13 protein-coding genes and 3 riboswitches are annotated in these 18,320 nt (G+C 48.0%); of the genes, 5 read left to right on the forward strand and 8 right to left on the reverse strand.

From position 1 onward, the window contains the following. Positions 1-42: 42 nt before the first annotated feature. Genes galE through galT form a run of 3 tightly spaced genes read right to left on the reverse strand, consistent with a single transcriptional unit; the run spans position 43 to position 3,796 of the window. The gene (gene galE / locus D1B31_RS03595) at positions 43-1,029 is read right to left on the reverse strand and encodes a UDP-glucose 4-epimerase GalE (protein WP_118919382.1); all 987 of its coding nucleotides are present in this window, start codon (positions 1,027-1,029) and stop codon (positions 43-45) included. A 14-nt stretch (positions 1,030-1,043) separates the two neighbouring features. Beyond that, on the reverse strand, positions 1,044-2,213 hold the full coding sequence (locus D1B31_RS03600) for a galactokinase (RefSeq protein WP_118919383.1): 1,170 nt from the start codon (positions 2,211-2,213) through the stop codon (positions 1,044-1,046). Between the two features lie 26 nt (positions 2,214-2,239). Continuing rightward, a complete protein-coding gene (galT, locus tag D1B31_RS03605) occupies positions 2,240-3,796 on the reverse strand; it encodes a UDP-glucose--hexose-1-phosphate uridylyltransferase (protein WP_118919384.1) in 1,557 nt (518 codons plus the stop codon). A 347-nt stretch (positions 3,797-4,143) separates the two neighbouring features. Here galT and D1B31_RS03610 point away from each other — a divergent pair, with 347 nt between their 5' ends. After that, positions 4,144-5,454, forward strand: coding sequence for an acetamidase/formamidase family protein (locus D1B31_RS03610; protein WP_118919573.1), 1,311 nt, complete (start codon positions 4,144-4,146; stop codon positions 5,452-5,454). 67 nt (positions 5,455-5,521) lie between these two features. On the opposite strand, the gene D1B31_RS03615 is transcribed toward D1B31_RS03610, so the two are convergent. The 3 genes from D1B31_RS03615 to D1B31_RS03625 are packed head-to-tail and all read right to left on the reverse strand — an operon-like array spanning position 5,522 to position 10,180. After that, entirely contained in the window at positions 5,522-6,118 is a 597-nt protein-coding gene (locus D1B31_RS03615) for a hypothetical protein (protein WP_118919385.1), read from the reverse strand. Between the two features lie 10 nt (positions 6,119-6,128). Further along, positions 6,129-6,572: a hypothetical protein gene (locus D1B31_RS03620; RefSeq protein WP_118919386.1), complete on the reverse strand. Its 444-nt coding sequence runs from the start codon at positions 6,570-6,572 to the stop codon at positions 6,129-6,131. Then, a complete protein-coding gene (locus D1B31_RS03625) occupies positions 6,569-10,180 on the reverse strand; it encodes an AAA family ATPase (RefSeq protein WP_118919387.1) in 3,612 nt (1,203 codons plus the stop codon). Before D1B31_RS03625 ends, D1B31_RS03620 begins: the two co-directional genes overlap by 4 nt. Before the next feature lie 216 nt (positions 10,181-10,396). Next, positions 10,397-10,501, forward strand: a riboswitch (SAM riboswitch). An 84-nt stretch (positions 10,502-10,585) separates the two neighbouring features. Beyond that, a riboswitch (SAM riboswitch) is annotated at positions 10,586-10,690 on the forward strand. Positions 10,691-10,875: 185 nt separating this feature from the next. Here D1B31_RS03625 and D1B31_RS03635 point away from each other — a divergent pair. From D1B31_RS03635 to D1B31_RS03650, 4 genes are all read left to right on the forward strand, one after another. Further along, a complete protein-coding gene (locus D1B31_RS03635; RefSeq protein WP_118919389.1) occupies positions 10,876-11,910 on the forward strand; it encodes a methionine ABC transporter ATP-binding protein in 1,035 nt (344 codons plus the stop codon). Continuing rightward, on the forward strand, positions 11,900-12,550 hold the full coding sequence (locus tag D1B31_RS03640; protein WP_118919390.1) for a methionine ABC transporter permease: 651 nt from the start codon (positions 11,900-11,902) through the stop codon (positions 12,548-12,550). Before D1B31_RS03635 ends, D1B31_RS03640 begins: the two co-directional genes overlap by 11 nt. 95 nt (positions 12,551-12,645) lie before the next feature. Continuing rightward, positions 12,646-13,476: a MetQ/NlpA family ABC transporter substrate-binding protein gene (locus D1B31_RS03645; RefSeq protein WP_118919391.1), complete on the forward strand. Its 831-nt coding sequence runs from the start codon at positions 12,646-12,648 to the stop codon at positions 13,474-13,476. A 246-nt stretch (positions 13,477-13,722) separates the two neighbouring features. Further along, a complete protein-coding gene (locus D1B31_RS03650; RefSeq protein WP_118919392.1) occupies positions 13,723-14,937 on the forward strand; it encodes a M20 family metallopeptidase in 1,215 nt (404 codons plus the stop codon). Between the two features lie 324 nt (positions 14,938-15,261). On the opposite strand, the gene thiW is transcribed toward D1B31_RS03650, so the two are convergent. Both thiW and D1B31_RS03660 read right to left on the reverse strand, forming a co-directional pair. Beyond that, complete coding sequence (gene thiW, locus D1B31_RS03655) at positions 15,262-15,762, reverse strand: energy coupling factor transporter S component ThiW (RefSeq protein WP_118919393.1); 501 nt, start codon at positions 15,760-15,762, stop codon at positions 15,262-15,264. A 189-nt stretch (positions 15,763-15,951) separates the two neighbouring features. Next, positions 15,952-16,059, reverse strand: a riboswitch (TPP riboswitch). Positions 16,060-16,654: 595 nt separating this feature from the next. After that, the gene (locus tag D1B31_RS03660) at positions 16,655-18,232 is read right to left on the reverse strand and encodes a glutathione ABC transporter substrate-binding protein (protein ID WP_118919394.1); all 1,578 of its coding nucleotides are present in this window, start codon (positions 18,230-18,232) and stop codon (positions 16,655-16,657) included. Positions 18,233-18,320: the final 88 nt, after the last annotated feature.

Raw genomic sequence — 18,320 nt, forward strand, 5'->3', positions numbered from 1 at the left:
GCACGCGCCGAGTCTGTTTTTCTTTTGCCTGCAGGAGGGCATTCAGTCGATAAACCCGTTCGGATTTGCCTGATGCCATTTCCATGCTGTTTCAATAATCGTTCGTAAATCATTATATTTCGGCTTCCAGCCAAGAACCTCCTTGGCCCTGTCGGAAGAAGCGATTAAAACCGCGGGATCTCCCGCCCTTCGTTCACTGATTTTTTCTGGAATAGGGTGGTTTGTTACCTTTCGCGCTTCTTCAATGACCTGCTTGACCGAGAAGCCTGTCCCGTTACCAAGATTGAAAACACCGCTCGTGTCATTTTTGCGCAAATACTCTAATGCAAGCCAGTGGGCATTGGCCAAGTCCATGACATGGATATAATCACGGATACATGTCCCGTCCTCTGTCGGATAATCGTCACCGAAAATGCCGATGGCCTCCCTCTGTCCAAGCGCAACCTGAAGGATAATTGGGATAAGATGGCTCTCAGGTGTATGATCTTCGCCAATGAGTCCGTCCGGATGGGCGCCTGCCGCGTTAAAGTAGCGAAGGGAAATCGACTTCAAGCCGTATGGACCATCACACCAGCGAAACATTTTTTCCATAGCCAGCTTTGTCTCTCCGTACGGGCTGGTTGGAGTTGTCGCGATCTCCTCCCTGATCGGAATCTCTTCCGGCTCTCCGTATGTCGCCGCGGTTGAGGAAAAGACAATCTTTTTTACCCCATGATCGATCATGGCTGAAATGAGAGAATGTGACGCAATTAGATTATTATCGTAATAATTCAGTGGCTCTTGAACACTTTCCCCAACAAGGGAGCTGGCGGCAAAATGAATGACCGCCTCAATCTCATGCTTCTTAAAAACTGAGTCGAGAAATGCCCTGTCTTTCAAGTCCCCCTCGTAAAACGCCCCCCCAGTCACAGCACCCTTATGGCCAGTCCTCAGGTTATCGATGACAACAACCTCCTCACCATGGGCAAGCAATTCGACGACTGTATGACTGCCGATATAACCCGCGCCGCCTGTCACTAAAATAGCCATTATCCCGCCTCCTTTTAAATTTCCCTTGCTCCGCCGCCAATTTCGGCTATATAAAAGGATGGCTTGAGGCCTATCCTTTTTTCATACTTTTCGCCAACCTCTTTTATAAATACATCTACGGCTTCTTCTTTAACAAGGCTGATCGAACAGCCGCCAAATCCCGCGCCGGTCATCCGGGTACCTATGCAGCCTTCCTGTTTCGAGGCCTCTTCAAATAAGGCATCGAGTTCGGGACCGGTTACCTCATAATCATCCCGGAGCGACTCATGGGATTCCTTCATTCTTTTGCCAAAAGCAAGCAGGTCGTCTCCTTGGAGGCTGTCCATTGCTTTAAGGACGCGCTCATTTTCGCTAATGACATGTTCGACCCGGCGGCGGATCGTTTCGTCTTCAATATGCTGTTTTATCGTCTGCCATTGTTCATGACTGATATCGCCAAGGGAGTCCGCATTCGGAATATAATTTTGAAGAATGGCCAGCCCTTGTTCGCATTCACTCCTGCGCTCGTTGTATTTGGAATCCGCCAGCCCGCGGCGCTTATTCGTATTGGTTATGATCAGTTTATATCCCGTAATGTCCACAGGGATGTATACATACGACAATGAGTCACATTTCAGGGCGACCGCATGGCCTTCTTTTCCCATTCCAACTGCGAATTGGTCCATTATGCCGCTATTGACGCCAATAAAGTGGTTCTCAACACGCTGGCCGATTTTGACAAGCTCCAAAATAGGGACCTCAAGTCCTGCAAGCCTGCTAAAAGCAAGCCCAGCCGCCAATTCGATTGACGCAGAAGAAGAAAGCCCCGCCCCGTTCGGAATGTTGCCATAAAACAAAATATCCGCACCTGTAAAGGCACCGTCTGGATAATGCTCCTTTAGCTCCTTCAGAACGCCTTTCGGGTAATTCGCCCAGTCATCCTCTTTTTTGTAATGGATGTCATTCGCTGCGGAGCACGAAACCGGCAGCGGAATGTTCTCGGATCTAAAATTGTACTCCCAGTCATCACGAGGAGCTGCAACCGCCCAGGTGCCAAACGTCAATGCAGCTGGGAAAACATGCCCTCCATTATAATCAAGATGCTCGCCAATCAAATTGACACGTCCCGGCGCAAAAAACACCCTGGCGTTCTCCACATAGCCAAACTGTTCCTTAAACAGTAACAACAAATCTTCTTTTTTCATTCCAAACCCTCCCCGGTATTGATCATTTAGTTGTCTTCTCGACGCAATTCCTCTCGGACATGATCCTTGAGTTTTGCGAAAGCCTGCTTCCCTTCTTCAGTCCTCTTAAATACACCGGCATGTTCAAGAACCGTGACAAATTTCTTCCCGACTTCTTCCTTCAGAACGTCCATGACAGTTTTTTCATTTAAGTCTTTCCGTGCTTCAAGAATGTCGTTCGCCCAGCTGTAATGCTTCACAACGTCCTCGTCCCAACTTTCTTTTGGAACAGGCTGAAGCAGATAGCCAGCCACCTTTTTTAGCTCTGTGGCAAGCCGCCCTGGCAAAACGGCTAGGCCCATGACTTCGATTAAGCCGATATTTTCTTTTTTAATATGATGAAGCTCCTGGTGTGGATGGAAAATTCCATCTGGATGTTGTTCGCTCGTCCGGTTGTTTCGCAGGACAATATCCATCTCAAACAGGCCATTCCGCCTTCTGGCGATTGGTGTGACCGTGTTATGCGGTGTCCCATCGGTAAATGGGTGGATTTCGGCACTGGCATCCCCATATTGCTGCCAAATCCGCCAAATTTTATAGCTGGCTTCGACTACTTCATTCTTATTGCCCCGCAGCCTAATGACTGACATCGGCCAATTGACCAAGCCTAATGTAACGGACGGGTATTTTTCCAGAACGAATTCTCCTTCTACATCGGCTCGCTCGATGGCAAATTCATAACGGCCTCCTTGAAAATGGTCGTGTGAAAGGATTGAACCGCCGACAATCGGCAGGTCAGCATTCGAACCGACGAAATAATGAGGGAATTTCTCAGTGAAGTCTAGTAATCTAACAAACGTTTCCTTGGATATTTTCATGGGGACATGTTCACCGCGGAACACGATGGAATGTTCATTGTAATAAACGTATGGTGAATATTGGAAGTACCATCCTTCCCCATTCAGCTCAACCGGGATGACTCTGTGTGTCGCTCTCGCTGGATTCCTAACCGTTCCGCGATACCCCTCATTCTCTCTGCACAAGAGACAAGCCGGATAGGAAGAAACCGGTGCGTTTTTCAAAAGCGCGATTTCCTTCGGATCTTTTTCAGGCTTCGACAAATTGATCGTGATATCAATTTCACCGTATGGAGAGGGGCTTTTCCATTCAATATTCTTTTTAATTCGATCTGTTCGGATATAATTAGATGCCTTTGATAGGTCATAAAAATAATCCGTCGCTTCCTCTGGACTTTTTGCAAAATGATTCGTAAACTCCCTAATGACCTCCGAAGGCCTTGGCATCAGGCAATCCATTATTTCAGTGTCAAGAATATCCCGTTCGGTTATTGTATTAGAATGAAGTTGCCCATTCTCATAAGCCCAGTCAAGGATTGGATCGAGAAGTTCCGCTGCGTTGAAAGCTTCCTCCCCTACAGTCCTAACTGGTGTATGTTCAAATTCTTTAGGCTCTTCCCATGTGTCTAGTTGCAATAAAGCCATTATTCTGTTCCTCGCATAAACGATATCTTCATTTTTGATCAGTTGATTGTCCAGCCCATATTCCAAAAGCCTTTGAATATGGCCGTAAATTGATTGATCCATACTTCCACCTCCAACTACCCACCTTAGTGGGATTAATTCCACAGCCTTGTATGGCTCCTTACTTAATTAAATTAATTAATTATCATTAAGTTAATCATAGTCTTTTAAACGGTCCTTTTCAAGAAGTATATCCCTCTTGCAAAATGAAGAAACCCTATTTCATAGGTTAATTGATTGATTATAGAAATTAAATGAAGCAAGGGGACGGTTCCAGCGCTTCATTCGGGTGTCGAATGAAGCAGCGGAACCGTCCCCTTGCTTCAATCTATTTATTGGTAACCTTACCCAATTTTTAGATATAATGTAAGTGGTTACATATTCCATGAGGAGGGGTTGTTTTGAAGGTAATGAAGAAGGAAGCTCAGCAGACGGTTTTTGTGAATGAGTTTACGAATGGCATCCTTGATCCCGCGGAAAATATGTTAGGACCAGTGAAAAATGGCGGGCACATTATCGCGAATACTGCGCCTGGCTGCTGGGGGCCGATGATCACTCCGTGCCTACGCGGCGGACACGAGGTGACCAAGCCTGTTTATGTTGAAGGAGCAGAAGTCGGCGATGCGATTGCCATCAGGATAAAATCAATCCAGGTGACTTCGTTGGGAACGGCATCAGGAAACGATTCGCCTGTCGAAGGCCGGTTTGTCGGCGATCCGTTCGTTGCGGTGAAATGTCCCGGCTGCGGCACGCTTTATCCGGATACTAAGGTCGTTGGGACGGGCCCGGAATCGGTCCGATGCGTGAAGTGCGACACCGATGTCACCCCATTTATTTTTACACACGGCTATACCATCGCTTTTGATTCGGACCGGAAAGTCGGTGTGACATTGAACAAAGCTGCAGCAGAAGCGGCGGCAGAACAAGGACACAGCTTTATGAACACACCTGAAAATTCGGTCCAAAACCCGATTGTCTCCTTTGCTCCTCATGATATGGCCGGCACGGTTGCAAGGCTGAGGCCTTTCCTTGGCCAGCTCGGTACGACGCCTGCGCAAAGGATGCCGGATTCGCACAATGCCGGTGACTTCGGCCAGTTTTTAGTAGGAGCACCCCATGAATACGGGATGACGGCCGGGGATTTGGAAGACAGGACAGATGGCCACATGGACATAAACCGGGTCCGCGAAGGCGCAGTTCTCATTTGTCCCGTGAAGGTTGAAGGCGGCGGCGTTTATCTCGGCGACATGCACGCCATGCAGGGAGACGGGGAAATTGCCGGACACACCGCCGATGTCGCGGGAATTGTCACCCTCCAGGCGATCGTGATTAAAGACTTGAAGATTGACGGACCGATTCTCCTTCCAGTTCCGGAAGACCTCCCTTACTTGGCAAAACCGATCACGAAAAAAGAAAAGGAGTCGGCCATGGCGCTCGCCAAGCAGTGGGGTGTATCAAAGCTAGAAGAATCGCTTCCAATCTCCTTCATCGGAACGGGAGCCAACCTGAATGATGCTACGACAAATGGACTCGAACGCGCCGCCGAAGCACTCGGCATCACCGTTCCCGAAGTCATGAACCGGGCAACCATCACAGGCTCAATCGAAATTGGCCGCCACCCAGGCGTCGTCACCGTCACCTTCTTAGCACCAACCAACTATCTCGAAAAACTCAACCTCGCCCATCTCATAAAAGACCACTACAGAGACATTCTGGAGTGAAGCAAGGGGACGGTTCCAGCGCTTCATTCGGGTTCCGAATGAAGCAGCGGAACCGTCCCCTGCCTCATTATAATGGTTTTACTGTGTAGGTGTTTGATGTTCCTTTTGTGACGGTGTTGAAGTAGGTTTTTTTGTCGTTTGGGAATTTGGCGGCGTAGGAGATGCCTCCGCCGTTGTCTTTTAGTCCTTTAATTGTGACTGTGCTTGGAACCGGGATGGAGATGGCCGCGGCACGATTGGTCAAGATTAGTTTTTCTTTTACCGGTTGTCCGTTGACGAGGATTTGGACTTCATCGAGGTCCTCGCTGTTGAAGTCCCAGATCAGCATCCTTGCCTCACCATGGTTATCATTGACAGTCACCTCAAAATCCCGCGCGTCGATTCCCGCATTCACTTCCGAGTCAAACAGCGTTTCACCGGCTGATACGGAAGCGCTAACTCGGTTCGCTACAACCTCTTCAGGGTTGGCTGCAGACGAAAAACCGCCGGTAAACAAGCTCAAAACGATCGCGATTGCAATCCCCGCCATGGAGGCGATTATGATCGGTTTTCTGTGGTCTTTTTCATAATGGAACAACTCCTCTTCCTGTTCCATGTCTGCGTCGACATCTAAATCAGGAAGCTTCCTTGCCCGTTGGTATTCTCTTTTTGAAAACTTTCTCATTCCTCAACCCTCACTTCTCTTTCTGGACTTTGAAGCTGATCGGATATTTATAATACCAGTATGATAGGAAAGCCCGCCCTAAAACAACCGTGAGAATCGAAAGAATAATCGCCGCTGTCCGCGGAATCATCCCATGGTCCGCCCAAAGATTGGCAAACTCAACACCAATCTCCAGCACTAGAAACATAATGAAGCACATTTGCAAAAAGGGAAGGAGAACTGGCACTTTTTTGTAGATCCATCTAAGGGGCTCAAACTGCATCGACAAAAACAGGATGAACCCGAAACAGATAATCATTGGGATTGGGAACACAGTCCTCGGCGCTTCGTACTTAAAAACATCAATTAAATCTGTGAAGCTCATTAAAGGGCCAACCACGATAATCAGCACGGTGATCGGAAAAATAAGCACATAAAAAAGAATGGTAAAAATAATTCTAAGCACATTTTTCATTTTTCCACACCTGCCCCCTCAATAAAATCCCCATACTGCAGTAAAGTGAGGTCTTCCCTCGTCGGATTTTCCTGGCCGCTCATTCTTAAGGCATGGCACCGGATCGCAGCCTCGCAAACATTGCGGGCAAAACGGCCATTGCCGGAGTGCGTGTTCCCTTCCTGCTCTCTAAGCAGCTTAATTAGCGCTTCCTCTCCGCCTCTGCTCAATTCATAGCCTTTAGGCTTCAAGATCGCCTTACTGATTTCAAGTAATTCAGGAGTTGAGTAATCCTCAAACGTAATGATGTTCGGAAAGCGCGACCTGAGCCCGGCATTCATATCGAGCAGGATGTCCATATCCTCATCGTAGCCAGCAAGAATCACAATAATATTTTCCCTGTGGTCATCCATGAACTTGACAATCGTATCAATCGCTTCCTGGCCAAAATCATTTCCTTCTCCGGCTAGTGCGTACGCTTCATCGATGAATAGGATTCCACCCAAAGCTTTCTCAAGAACCTGCCTCGTTTTAATCGCTGTCTGGCCAACATAGCCGGCAACGAGGCCGGACCGGTCGGTTTCGACAATCTCGTCAAGCTTGATGACACCGAGTTCCTTGAGTCTTTTTGCCAAGATCCTTGCCATCATCGTCTTGCCTGTACCCGGATTTCCTTTAAAAATCATATGCAGCGATTGGGAACCCATATCAGGTAGCCCCATCCGCTTCCGTCTTTCCGCCACTTCAATTTGCGCGGACAGCGAACGGACAAAGGTTTTTACCTGCTCCAGCCCAATCACAGAGTCAAGTTCATCAAGGGCATTCCTTACTTTCTTGGCGGCAGGGAACGAAAAATCCTCAACTTTCAGGACATTCAATTCTTCAATAGGCAACTCTTCTGTCTCTACAATGCGGACCGCCTGCGTGCGGATCGCTGCCTCAACCGTATTCCTGACAAGGCGCCCATTCCCGCTGTCATTTTTGCCAGGAATTTGTTTCGTCTCGTAGTAGTCGGCAAGAGGGGCATGAACCGCTTTTTCCAAAACAAACCCTTTCCCTTTCACTTGCAGATCAGTGATTTGAACAAGCTGTTCCGGCGTATAATCAGGGAACTCAATTTTCAATGGAAACCGGGAAGACAAACCAGGATTGGACTTCACAAACTGCTCCATTTCCTGTGTATAGCCCGCCAAAATGACAACCAATTCACTGCGGTGGTTTTCAATTAGACCGACAAGCGTATCAATCGCTTCTTTCCCAAAGCCTCCGCCTTCGATTCCTTCCTCGACGAGTGAGTAAGCTTCATCAATAAACAGAACGCCCCCGAGAGCCCTTTGAACAGCTTCGGTTGTTTTGACCGCGGTCTGCCCGACATACTCGGCAACAAGGTCAGACCTGTCCACCTCGACTAGGTGGCCTTTTTTCAAAACACCCATTGTTTTCAGCAATTCAGCCAGCAGCCTCGCCATTGTCGTTTTCCCTGTACCCGGGTTACCCGAAAAGATGATATTCAATGTTTGTGAATGATCAGTGATAATGCCGGCTTCCTTCCTTTTCTGGTTGGCAAGCAGCTGTTTTTCCAGGCTTCGGACGAAGTGCTTGACGGGCTCAAGACCGACAATATTTGCAAAAGCGGTCTCGATATCAAAAGGCTTCCTTTCAGACAAGCCGAAATCCTCCGCCGTCAACAAGGTTAAATCATCCGGTACCAGTTCCTCGCTTAATCGAACCGATTGCCTGCGGATTGCTTCCTCGAGCAGGTTGCGGACAAGGCGGCCATTCCCGCTGTCGTTCCGGCCTGGAATTTGTTTTCGTTCAAACAGCTCCAACAATCCTTCCGTCAGACTAGGTTCAAAGTGAAAACCTCTTGCTGAAGCCATTCCCTTTAGGATTTCAAGCATGTCAGCTGGAGTATAATCAGGGAATTCAATAATAAATGGGAATCGGGATTTCAGCCCCGGATTGGAAGTTAAGAAAGTTTCCATTTCCCGTGTATACCCCGCAATCACTGCGACCAGGTTATCCCTGTGGTCCTCCATCCCCTTCACAATCGTGTCAATTGCCTCAAGCCCAAACGGGTCATTCTTCGAACGGGCAAGCGTATAGGCTTCGTCAATAAACAACACCCCGCCCAGGGCGCTTTCAATCACACTGTTCGTTTTAGGAGCAGTGGAACCAAGGTATTGACCAACGAGATCCTGCCTCGTCACTTCAACGAGCTGGCCCTGTGAAAGAATGCCCATCGCTTTCAAAATCCTGGCGATCAGGCGGGCGACCGTTGTTTTTCCTGTCCCGGGATTACCGGTGAAAATCATATGTACCGCCATTTTGCCGGAAGATCGGAGGCCTGCTTGCTGCCTTGCCTTTTCCATTCTGACGGTCTGAAGGAGTTCTTCAACTGACCGCTTCACAGTTTGAAGGCCTGTCAGGCTATGGAGTTCCTGAAGCAAGTCATCAAGATTTTCTTCTTTGACTAGTTCAATCGCTTTCAGAGGAAATTGCTTCTCCCCTTTCACAGCAATGAGCATGTTATTCTCCATTTTTACAGTGATTCTGTCCCCGGCCGTAATTTTCTCTCTCGCCCGCAAATCAAGGAGTGAAGGGTAAATGTCTTTTTGAATTAGGCGTTCAACTTCTTCCCCGTATTTATTTGTTTCATAAATCTGCTTCGAAAGCCCTTTATAAAAGGAATGGTGGAAGATGGCGGCCACCTGTGCCTGCCTGTCAAATTTTTTCACCATCAATCCAAGCTTTTGCCTGAGGATTTCCTCCAAGTCGTCAAGCCCAAGAGGGGCCGTTAGCGCATAGGATTGAATGCCTTTCAAAAGGCCTGCCGGGATTTTCTTCGCAATTGAAGGCGGAAGCTGTCCCCGTTCTTCTGGTTTCATATCCGCATCGAGATAAAGCAGAAGGAAAAAGTCAGATGCGTCAACCATCACATTGCCTGGGGTCCGAAAAAACCCGTCATTGAACAGCCTGGCAACGTAGCTGATTATTTCCGTATTTGCTTTTTCAAAACCCGAAAAACAGACTGTTCCAATCCCTTGGTTAAAAGCGGCTGAGACATCAGCAATAAAATTCGTATGAACTTCTCCCTGCTCATATCTGCTCAGGTCGATCAATGAATATTTGCTGTAGGGAACAAGCTTTTTCTTGTACAACTGGTCAATAAAGATTGCCAGAGATGAATATTTCCCTGTTCCCGCCGGCCCCGCAAGAAGAATTGTATTCTGGACGGCCCCCTTCGCTCTTTGAAAAAAGGCCTTTTTGTAGGAAATGAGCAGCTCCTCGATAAACTCCTCCTGGCGCAGTATGTACATGTTCATCGTTTCTCTGATTTCATTAAAAATCCGATCAAGCTCCTCGTTGGACTTGTTCAGCCCAAGCTGCTTCATCCCGTATTTTGCATCGGACAACACTTCCCTGACTGCCCCTGTTGAAACCGGGCCCGACTGCATGCCCCCTATTGGCATGGCACTTGAGCTTTGACCTGGAACAACTCCCGCCCCCTGCCTCATCGCAACCGGCTGCACAGCACCCCGCTTCTTCTTCCAAAACCCTCTCTCCTGAATAAAATCAAACAGCTGAATCTCAGGAACCAAAATCCGCACCCACTTCTTAAAACTCATCAAACCAACCCCGCTATAAATCATTTTCAACTTAAACACTGTATTAAACTATTATGCCATAAAAGTGAGGCAAGGGGACGGTTCCAGCGCTTCATTCGGGACCCGAATGAAGCAACGGAACCGTCCCCTGCTTTAAAATTTTCACTTTTGTTTGACTTTTCCAAATTAACGCTGTATTGTAAGACACAGGAATCTTGAAAAGCGAATAGTGTTACCTTCTTATCAAGAGAGGTTGAGGGACTGGCCCTATGACACCTCGGCAGCGGAGATCCGAATGGAGCTCTGTGCCAAATCCAGCAAGCGATGCTTGATAGATGAGAAGAGGCGAACTTGTTTCATTCTGTCCTCTTCTTTATAGAAGGGGCTTTTTATTTTTCCTGCACACAACACCCCATACTGTGTATTTTCTTATCGAGAGAGGTTGAGGGACTGGCCCTATGAAACCTCGGCAGCGGACTCCATTTGGAGATCTGTGCCAATTCCAGCAAGCGAAAGCTTGGGAGATAAGAAGAGTCCTTGCCTGTCTTTGTTCAGGCGTGCCCTCTTCTGTCCCCCGGAAGAGGGCTTTTCATTTTCCGAACCGGGTGGCGTTGGAAAATGGACTGAAAATCACTCAAAGTGGGCGTGGGCGCAAAGCAACTTTTGCCAAAAGAATAAAGGAAAAGAATACATATTCCGAACGAGGAGGCAGGCAGATGATTGAGTTTCAGCAGGTACGTAAGGTTTACGGCGGGGGCGGCACCCAGGAGGTGGCCGCGCTTGATGGGATTGATTTGAAGATTGATACCGGGGAGATTTTCGGGGTGATTGGTTTTAGCGGCGCGGGGAAAAGTTCGCTGGTCCGCTGTGTGAATCTGCTCGAGCGGCCAACGTCGGGCAAGGTGATTGTCGATGGCCACGATTTAACGGCCCTTTCGGCAAAAGACGTGCGCGAAATCAAGCGGAATATTGGAATGGTCTTCCAGCATTTTAATCTTTTAAACTCAAAAACGGTGTTTGCAAATGTGGCGATGCCGCTTATTCTTGCAAAAACGCCAAGGGATCAGATTAAGAATCGGGTTTATGAGCTGCTCGAGTTTGTCGGACTTGCGGATAAGGCCGACAGCTATCCGGATCAGCTATCAGGCGGGCAAAAGCAGCGGATTGGGATTGCCCGGGCACTGGCAACGCAGCCGTCGATCCTCCTTTGCGATGAGGCGACTTCGGCTCTTGACCCGCAGACGACGAGCTCAATTCTCCAGTTGTTGAAGAAAATCAACAAGAAGTACAATATTACGATTTTGATTATCACGCATGAGATGTCGGTCATCAGGGAGATTTGCGACCGGGTCGCGGTCATCGAAGCGGGTAAAATCATTGAGGAGGGTTCTGTTTTCGACGTTTTCTCTTCGCCGAAAACAGAGACGGCCAGGAATTTCGTCAGCTCGGTCATGAACGACCGCCTCCCGGATTCAGTCAAGGAACTGATTGAGCGGAATGACGGTCTGAATAAGGTTTACCGGATTAATTTTGTCGGCGACTCCGCGGGCAAGCCGCTTCTTTCCCAGCTGGCAAAAAAGTTCGACCTGGATGTGAACGTCTTGTTTGGCAATATTACCGAACTGCAAGGGACGCCGTTTGGTAACCTGATCGTAGAGTTCCAGGGAAGCGAGAAAGAAATCCTCCGCGCCCTCAACTATATCCATCAACAAAATGTCAGCATAAAGGAAGTGACAGCACATGCTAGTTAATTCAGATCAAATCATTAAAGCGCTTGTTGAAACGTTGCAAATGGTTGCTTTTTCACTCTTGTTCTCTGCTCTTATAGGCATTCCGCTTGGGATTGCGCTGGTTGTCACAAGAAAGGGGCATTTACTAGAGAACCCGCCTTTCTTTAATACTCTTAACGGGATTATCAACGTGCTGCGTTCGGTTCCATTTATTATTTTGCTAGTGGCGATCATTCCGATTACAAGATTCCTTGTCGGGACATCGATCGGAACGGCAGCCGCGGTCGTGCCGCTTGTTTTCTACGCGGGGCCGTATATTGCGAGACTCGTAGAAAATTCACTTCTTGAAGTCGACCATGGAGTCATTGAGGCAGCCCAAGCGATGGGGGCAACGCCATGGCAAATTGTGTTCAGGTTTATTTTGCCCGAAGCGTTGAGCTCCCTCATCCTCGCCTTTACGATTGCAACAATCGGGCTGATTGGAGCCTCGGCAATGGCAGGTGCAATTGGCGGCGGAGGATTAGGTGACCTGGCAATTACATACGGCTACCAGCGGTTTGATACGAAAACGATGCTGATCACGGTCGGAATTTTGGTCGTAATGGTCCAGGGCCTGCAGTCAGCAGGAAATATCGCAGCGAAGAAGATCAGAAGACGTTAACGAGTAGAGTATTTTGAACCAATGAGAACGTAAAGTTAGACCGTTAACAACAAAGATATAACCTATAAAATTTACCTATCAGGAGGAATTCATCAATGAGAAAACTAGTATTAGCAGTCCTTGTCCTTGTCTTAGCAGTATTAAGTGCAGCATGCTCCGACTCTTCATCCGCAAAAGGAGATACCGTGAAAGTGAAACTTGGGGTCAGCGGCACCGATCACCGCATATGGAATTTCGTCGCTGACAAAGCCAAGAAGGAAGGAATCGAGGTCGAAATCGTCACCTTCTCTGACTATGTCCAGCCAAACCTTGCCTTAGCGGAAGGCGAGTTGGATGCAAACTCTTTCCAGACTGTTTCATATTTTAATGCGTTCATCAAAGAACATAAGCTTGACCTTGTTCCGATTGCAACGACACAAATTGCACCAATGGGCCTTTACTCCGAAAAATACAAAGATGTGAAAGAGATTCCGAAAGGCGGCAAAATCGCACTGGACAATGAAGCAACCAATATGGGAAGAGGGCTTGCCCTTCTTCAGGAAGCCGGGTTGATTAAACTTGAGGAAGGTTTTAACGGAATCGGATCCCTTGATAAAGTTGTTGAAAATCCAAAGAACCTTGAATTCGTTACAATGACTGCGGGCCATACACCAAGAGTGATGCCAGACGTTGCCGCTTCAATCGTCAATAACGGCATTGCCGTTGACGCAGGTCTCACGCCAAGAGAAGACGCAATCTTCCTAGAAAGCGAAACAGCAACGCCTTACATCAACATCATCGCCGTCCGTGAAGAAGAAAAAGACAACAAAACCCTAAAAAGACTCGGAGAACTCTACCAGCAAGACGACACAAAAGAATTCATCGAAAAAGAATACAAAGGCAACTCCATCCCAACCTTCGTCCCCCTCAGCAACATCGGCTGGTAAAGGGTGAAGCACGGGGACGGTTCCAGCGCTTCATTCGGGTACCGAAAGAAGCAGCGGGACGGTTCTGGTGCATCATTCGAAGGTCGAAGGATGCAGCAGTAAAGCGGGAAAGGACTAAGGCTTCATAGCAACACATTGTTAAGTATTTGAAAGCCACATGAATTAGAACCGGTATTTTGTCCAGAGGGGAGGAAGGTTACGCCCTTCCCCCTCCCCTACTGTATATAAAATAAAGGAGGAATTACGATGACAGCACCGGCGAAACCCCTTACTGAACTTAAAAATACTATCCTTGAAAATATTGAGGCAAAACGCGAGCTATATATTGCGACAAGCCAGGCAATCCACGCCCGCCCTGAAATCGGAAACGAAGAATTTTTCGCTTCCGCCCAACACATTAAACTTTTGCAAGAGGAAGGGTTTGAGGTCGAAAAAGCTGTTGCCGGCCACGAAACTTCCTTCCTGGCGCGGAAAAAGTCGGGCAAGCCCGGCCCTTCGTTTGCTTTCTTGGCAGAGTATGACGCTCTTCCTGGCCTTGGCCATGCTTGCGGCCACAACATCATAGGCACGACGAGTGTCGCAGCGGCCATCGCACTAAGCAAGGTGATCGATGAAACGGGCGGTGAAGCAGTAGTATTCGGTACCCCTGCCGAGGAAGGTGGCCCGAACGGCAGCGCGAAAGGAAGCTTCGTTAAGCACGGGCTCGTGGAAGGAATTGATGCCGCGCTGATGATCCATCCGTCTGGTGAAACAAGGCTTACTTCTACTTCGCTCGCGGTCGATCCGCTTGATTTCGAATTCTTTGGGAAGCCGGCGCATGCTTCCGCGTCTCCACATGAAGGGGTTAACGCACTTGATGCTGTCATCCAGCTGTTCAATGGCATAAACGCGCTCCGCCAGCAGTTGACCGATGATGTCCGTATCCACGGCATTATCACGCATGGCGGTGATGCGCCGAACATCATTCCGGAGTATACTAAAGCGCGCTTCTACATCCGTGCGGCAACACGGAGCGGCTTGAACGAAGTAACCCGCCGTGTCAAGGCAATCGCAGAAGGCGCCGCGTTAGCAACTGGTGCCGAGTTGAACGTCATAGCCTTCCAGAACGAAGTCGATAATCTTCTATTAAATAAGACGTACGATGCAGTGTTCAAGGAAGTGATCGAGGAGCTCGGGGAAACCGTTGCTTCAGGCGACCGCCCTGGCCTCGGTTCAACCGACGCCGGCAATATCAGCCATGTGGTCCCAACGATCCACCCTTATATCAAAATCGGTTCCGCAGACCTTGTTGCCCATACTGTTGAATTTCGTGAAGCAGCGGCTTCCCAAGAAGGCGACCAGGCGCTCATTACTGGAGCCAAAGGGCTGGCGCTTACTGCATTGAAGCTCGTGACCAATCCGGAATTGCTTGAGGCTATTAAAGAAGAATTTGCTGAACGAAGAGCAGCGGATACGAAATAATTTAGTGGTGAAAACCCGGCTGGCAGCTGTGAACTGCCACCGGGTTTTTAGCTGCTTGAAGTCAGCCTCTGTTGCGAAGTCGTCTTGTTCGGTTATGAAGGCGATTTTGCAACGAGTTTTCGCTTTTTGCTGGAGCTCATTCCATTTACAAGCCGGTATTGGAACGAGTTTACTTCTCTTCCAGAAACCCACTCCATTACCAACACGATATTGGAACGAGAAACACCCTTTTGCCAAAACTCATTCCATTATGAACACGATAATGGAACGGTTTTACGCTTTTTACCAGAACTCATTCCATTACAAGGGCGATAATGGAACGAGTCAGCCTTTTGCCGAAGCCCTTTCAATCACCCTGTTCCGTTGGAAAACCTTCAATAACACGAATGCAATACCGGACCCGATAAGCGAGCTAGTGATGAACGCTGGAATGAATCCGAACAAACTAGCCTCCTGCCCTATGAACAGAGCGGCTATCGGATAGCCGGCAATGGCACCGAGAATGCCTGTCCCAACCACTTCGCCGGCAAAGGCCATGCCGGTCTTTTTTGTTTTTGCAAAAAGAACTCCCGCGAGCAACGCTCCAAGCATGCTGCCCGGGAAGGCGAAAATGGAACCTGTGCCCATCATGTTCCGCATAAGCGATACGCAAAATGCCTGGGCCACAGCGTAGAATGGCCCAAGTAAAACCGCTGAAAGAACATTGATGACATGCTGAATCGGGAAGGCCTTCACAATCCCCAGTGGGATATAAAAAGTATGGCTCGTCAGCGTGCCAAGCGCAACGAACATCGCAGTCAACGTCAGTTTTTGTGTTTTTCGCATAGTATAACTCCTCCTTGTTTAACCTCGTTAGCCACTTTCGCGCAGCCCTGGGAAGAATCATCAGCAGGCTGGTTGCAAAACGAGAAGATGTAGATGCACATTCCGGGACCTATACATGGTGACTTTTAAGCGCAAAAAAGCCAGGTCCACAATCCGGACCTGGCCTCAATTAGCAAAAGTAAATGGCAAACTAGCTCTCCTCTACTTTCCTACGCTGGTATGATCCAGTTCAGGTCCGAAGGGTTAAGAAACCTGCGTTTCTCTCTCAGCCCGAATTGGGCACCCCCAGTAGTCTCTCGAATATGCAATTATTATCATGTTATGGTGAATTTGGAAACAAGTAAAGGGAAGTGCTTGGGCGGTACAGGCAAAATTAACCAATGTAACAAAAAAATATAGCTACAACCTATATTTGGAGTTTGATCGGCCTGCTCTTGTTCGTAACCGGTTCAGCTACCCTCGTCTTCTAGCGCAAGAAAACAGCAAGCTAATTAAACGCAAAAAAGCCAGCCTACCCCTTTATTGGGGTGGCTGGCGTTTTTTGTTTATGTCATTTGAAAGCGTCTGTAGAGCCTTCCAGAAACTAGGTTAACTCTTTAACATCATTGATTTCCATATATTGAAAAACTAGTCGCAAATATATGCATTCCTCTTATAATCCCGCCACAAAATGAAAAGAAGCACGGGGACGGTTCTGCTGCTTCTTTCGGGTCCCGAATGAAGCACTGGAACCGTCCCCTGCCTCACCAATGATAAAAAAAGGGCATGAAAGCTGTGCGTCATACTTCATTTATATATGTATATTGATTTACAAAAACAGCCTCCATCCTTTTCAGGAGGGAGGCTGTTTTAAAGCAGATTCTAATTCATAGTCTGTTGCTGCGGCTAAACGTTATTTTGTGAGCGAAACTTTATGGAAGAAAGGTATTCCGCTGAAGTCGACGAACAGGCCGTCGATTCCGTTTAGGCCGTGGACGAAGTCTGGATGTTGCAGGTAAACCATTGGCGCTTCGTCAATAAGGATTTGCGATACTTCTTTATATACAGCATTGCGCTCATCCTGATTTGTTGCTGTGCGTCCTTTGTCAAGCAATTCGTCCACCTTCGGGTTAGTGTAGAAGGAGCGGTTGCCCGCTGCTCCATGCATTGAAGAGTGGAAAAGGGCGTATAGGCCGTAGTCGGCGTCACCAGTTACAGTTGTCCAGCCAAGGACAAACATTTCATGCTCGCCAGCACCGGTTTTTTCAATGAATGCACCCCACTCGATCACTTCAATTGAAGCCTTGATGCCAATTTCGGCCAACTGTGCTTGAACAAGCTCAGCAATGTCGGCGCGCTCCTTAGAGCCTTCGTTAACGAACAATGTTGTTTTGAAGCCATCCGGGAAACCAGCTTCAGCCAGCAAGGATTTTGCTTTTTTCACATCGAATTCAAGCGGCTTAACATCCTGAGAATTCCCAACAACAGTTGGCGCAAGCGGTCCAACGGCTGCCACGCCCTGGCCGTCAAGGATTCCATCAACGATATCTTGTTTATTGATAGCCATTGCGATTGCCTGGCGGACTTTCAGGTTGTCGAATGGCTTTTTATTCATGTTGAAGCCCACATAGTCCATTCGTGTTCCTTTAACGCGGTCAAGCTCAATTCCTTCAATGCCTTCCAATTGCTTAACATCAGAAGAACCGACCAGCATAACATGTGCTTCACCAGTTTCCAGCATGGAAACTCGTGTAGCCTGCTCCGGAACTACTTTGAAAACAACTGAATCAAGCTTTGCTTTTTCTTCTCCCCAATAATCGTCGTTCTTTACGAACTTGATTTCAGCACCGCGGTTCCATGTATCAAACTTAAACGGGCCAGTCCCAATTGGGTTTTCATCAACTGTCTTTCCGCCGTTCTTTTCTTCTTCAATGGCGGACGGCGCGATGATTGAAGCAGCGTTGTGCGCCAGATGGGCTGGAAGCGGTGCAAACGGTTCTTCCGTTTTGAAATGAACGGTGTGATCATCAACCACAACGACTTCCTTAATCATGTTCAAAACAACTGCACGCGGAGAAGCAAATTCAGGATCCAGCAGGCGATCGATGTTCATTTTTACAGCATCGGCCTTTAGTTCCGAACCATCATGAAACGTGACTCCCTCTTTTAATTTAAATTCCCACGTAAGGTCATCGACCTGTTCAAAGGACTCCGCAAGTGATGGAATGACCTTTCCATCTTTGTCGTAATCAGTCAAACGATCGAAAATTTGTGTCGTAGCATTCGTTGTTGCCGTGTCATTCACTCCATGCGGATCCAGAGTTGGCGCATCGGATGGTACAACGAATACCAATTCGCCGCCCTCTTTTGCGGCTCCCTTATCGCCACCTGAGCCATCGCCCTTATTGGACGCATTGTTCCCGCCGCATGCTGTCAAGATCAATACGAATGCCAGCATGAGCGTTAGCCAAATATTCTTTTTTGCCTTCATTTTCCATTTTCCCCCTATATATATGTATTTGCACTATGAATAACATAGCATGCACTTTATTATATAGAAATATTTAAAATTATCAATC

The sequence above is a fragment of the Neobacillus notoginsengisoli genome (assembly GCF_003515685.1).
GTDB classification, from domain to species: domain Bacteria; phylum Bacillota; class Bacilli; order Bacillales; family Cytobacillaceae; genus Bacillus_D; species Bacillus_D notoginsengisoli.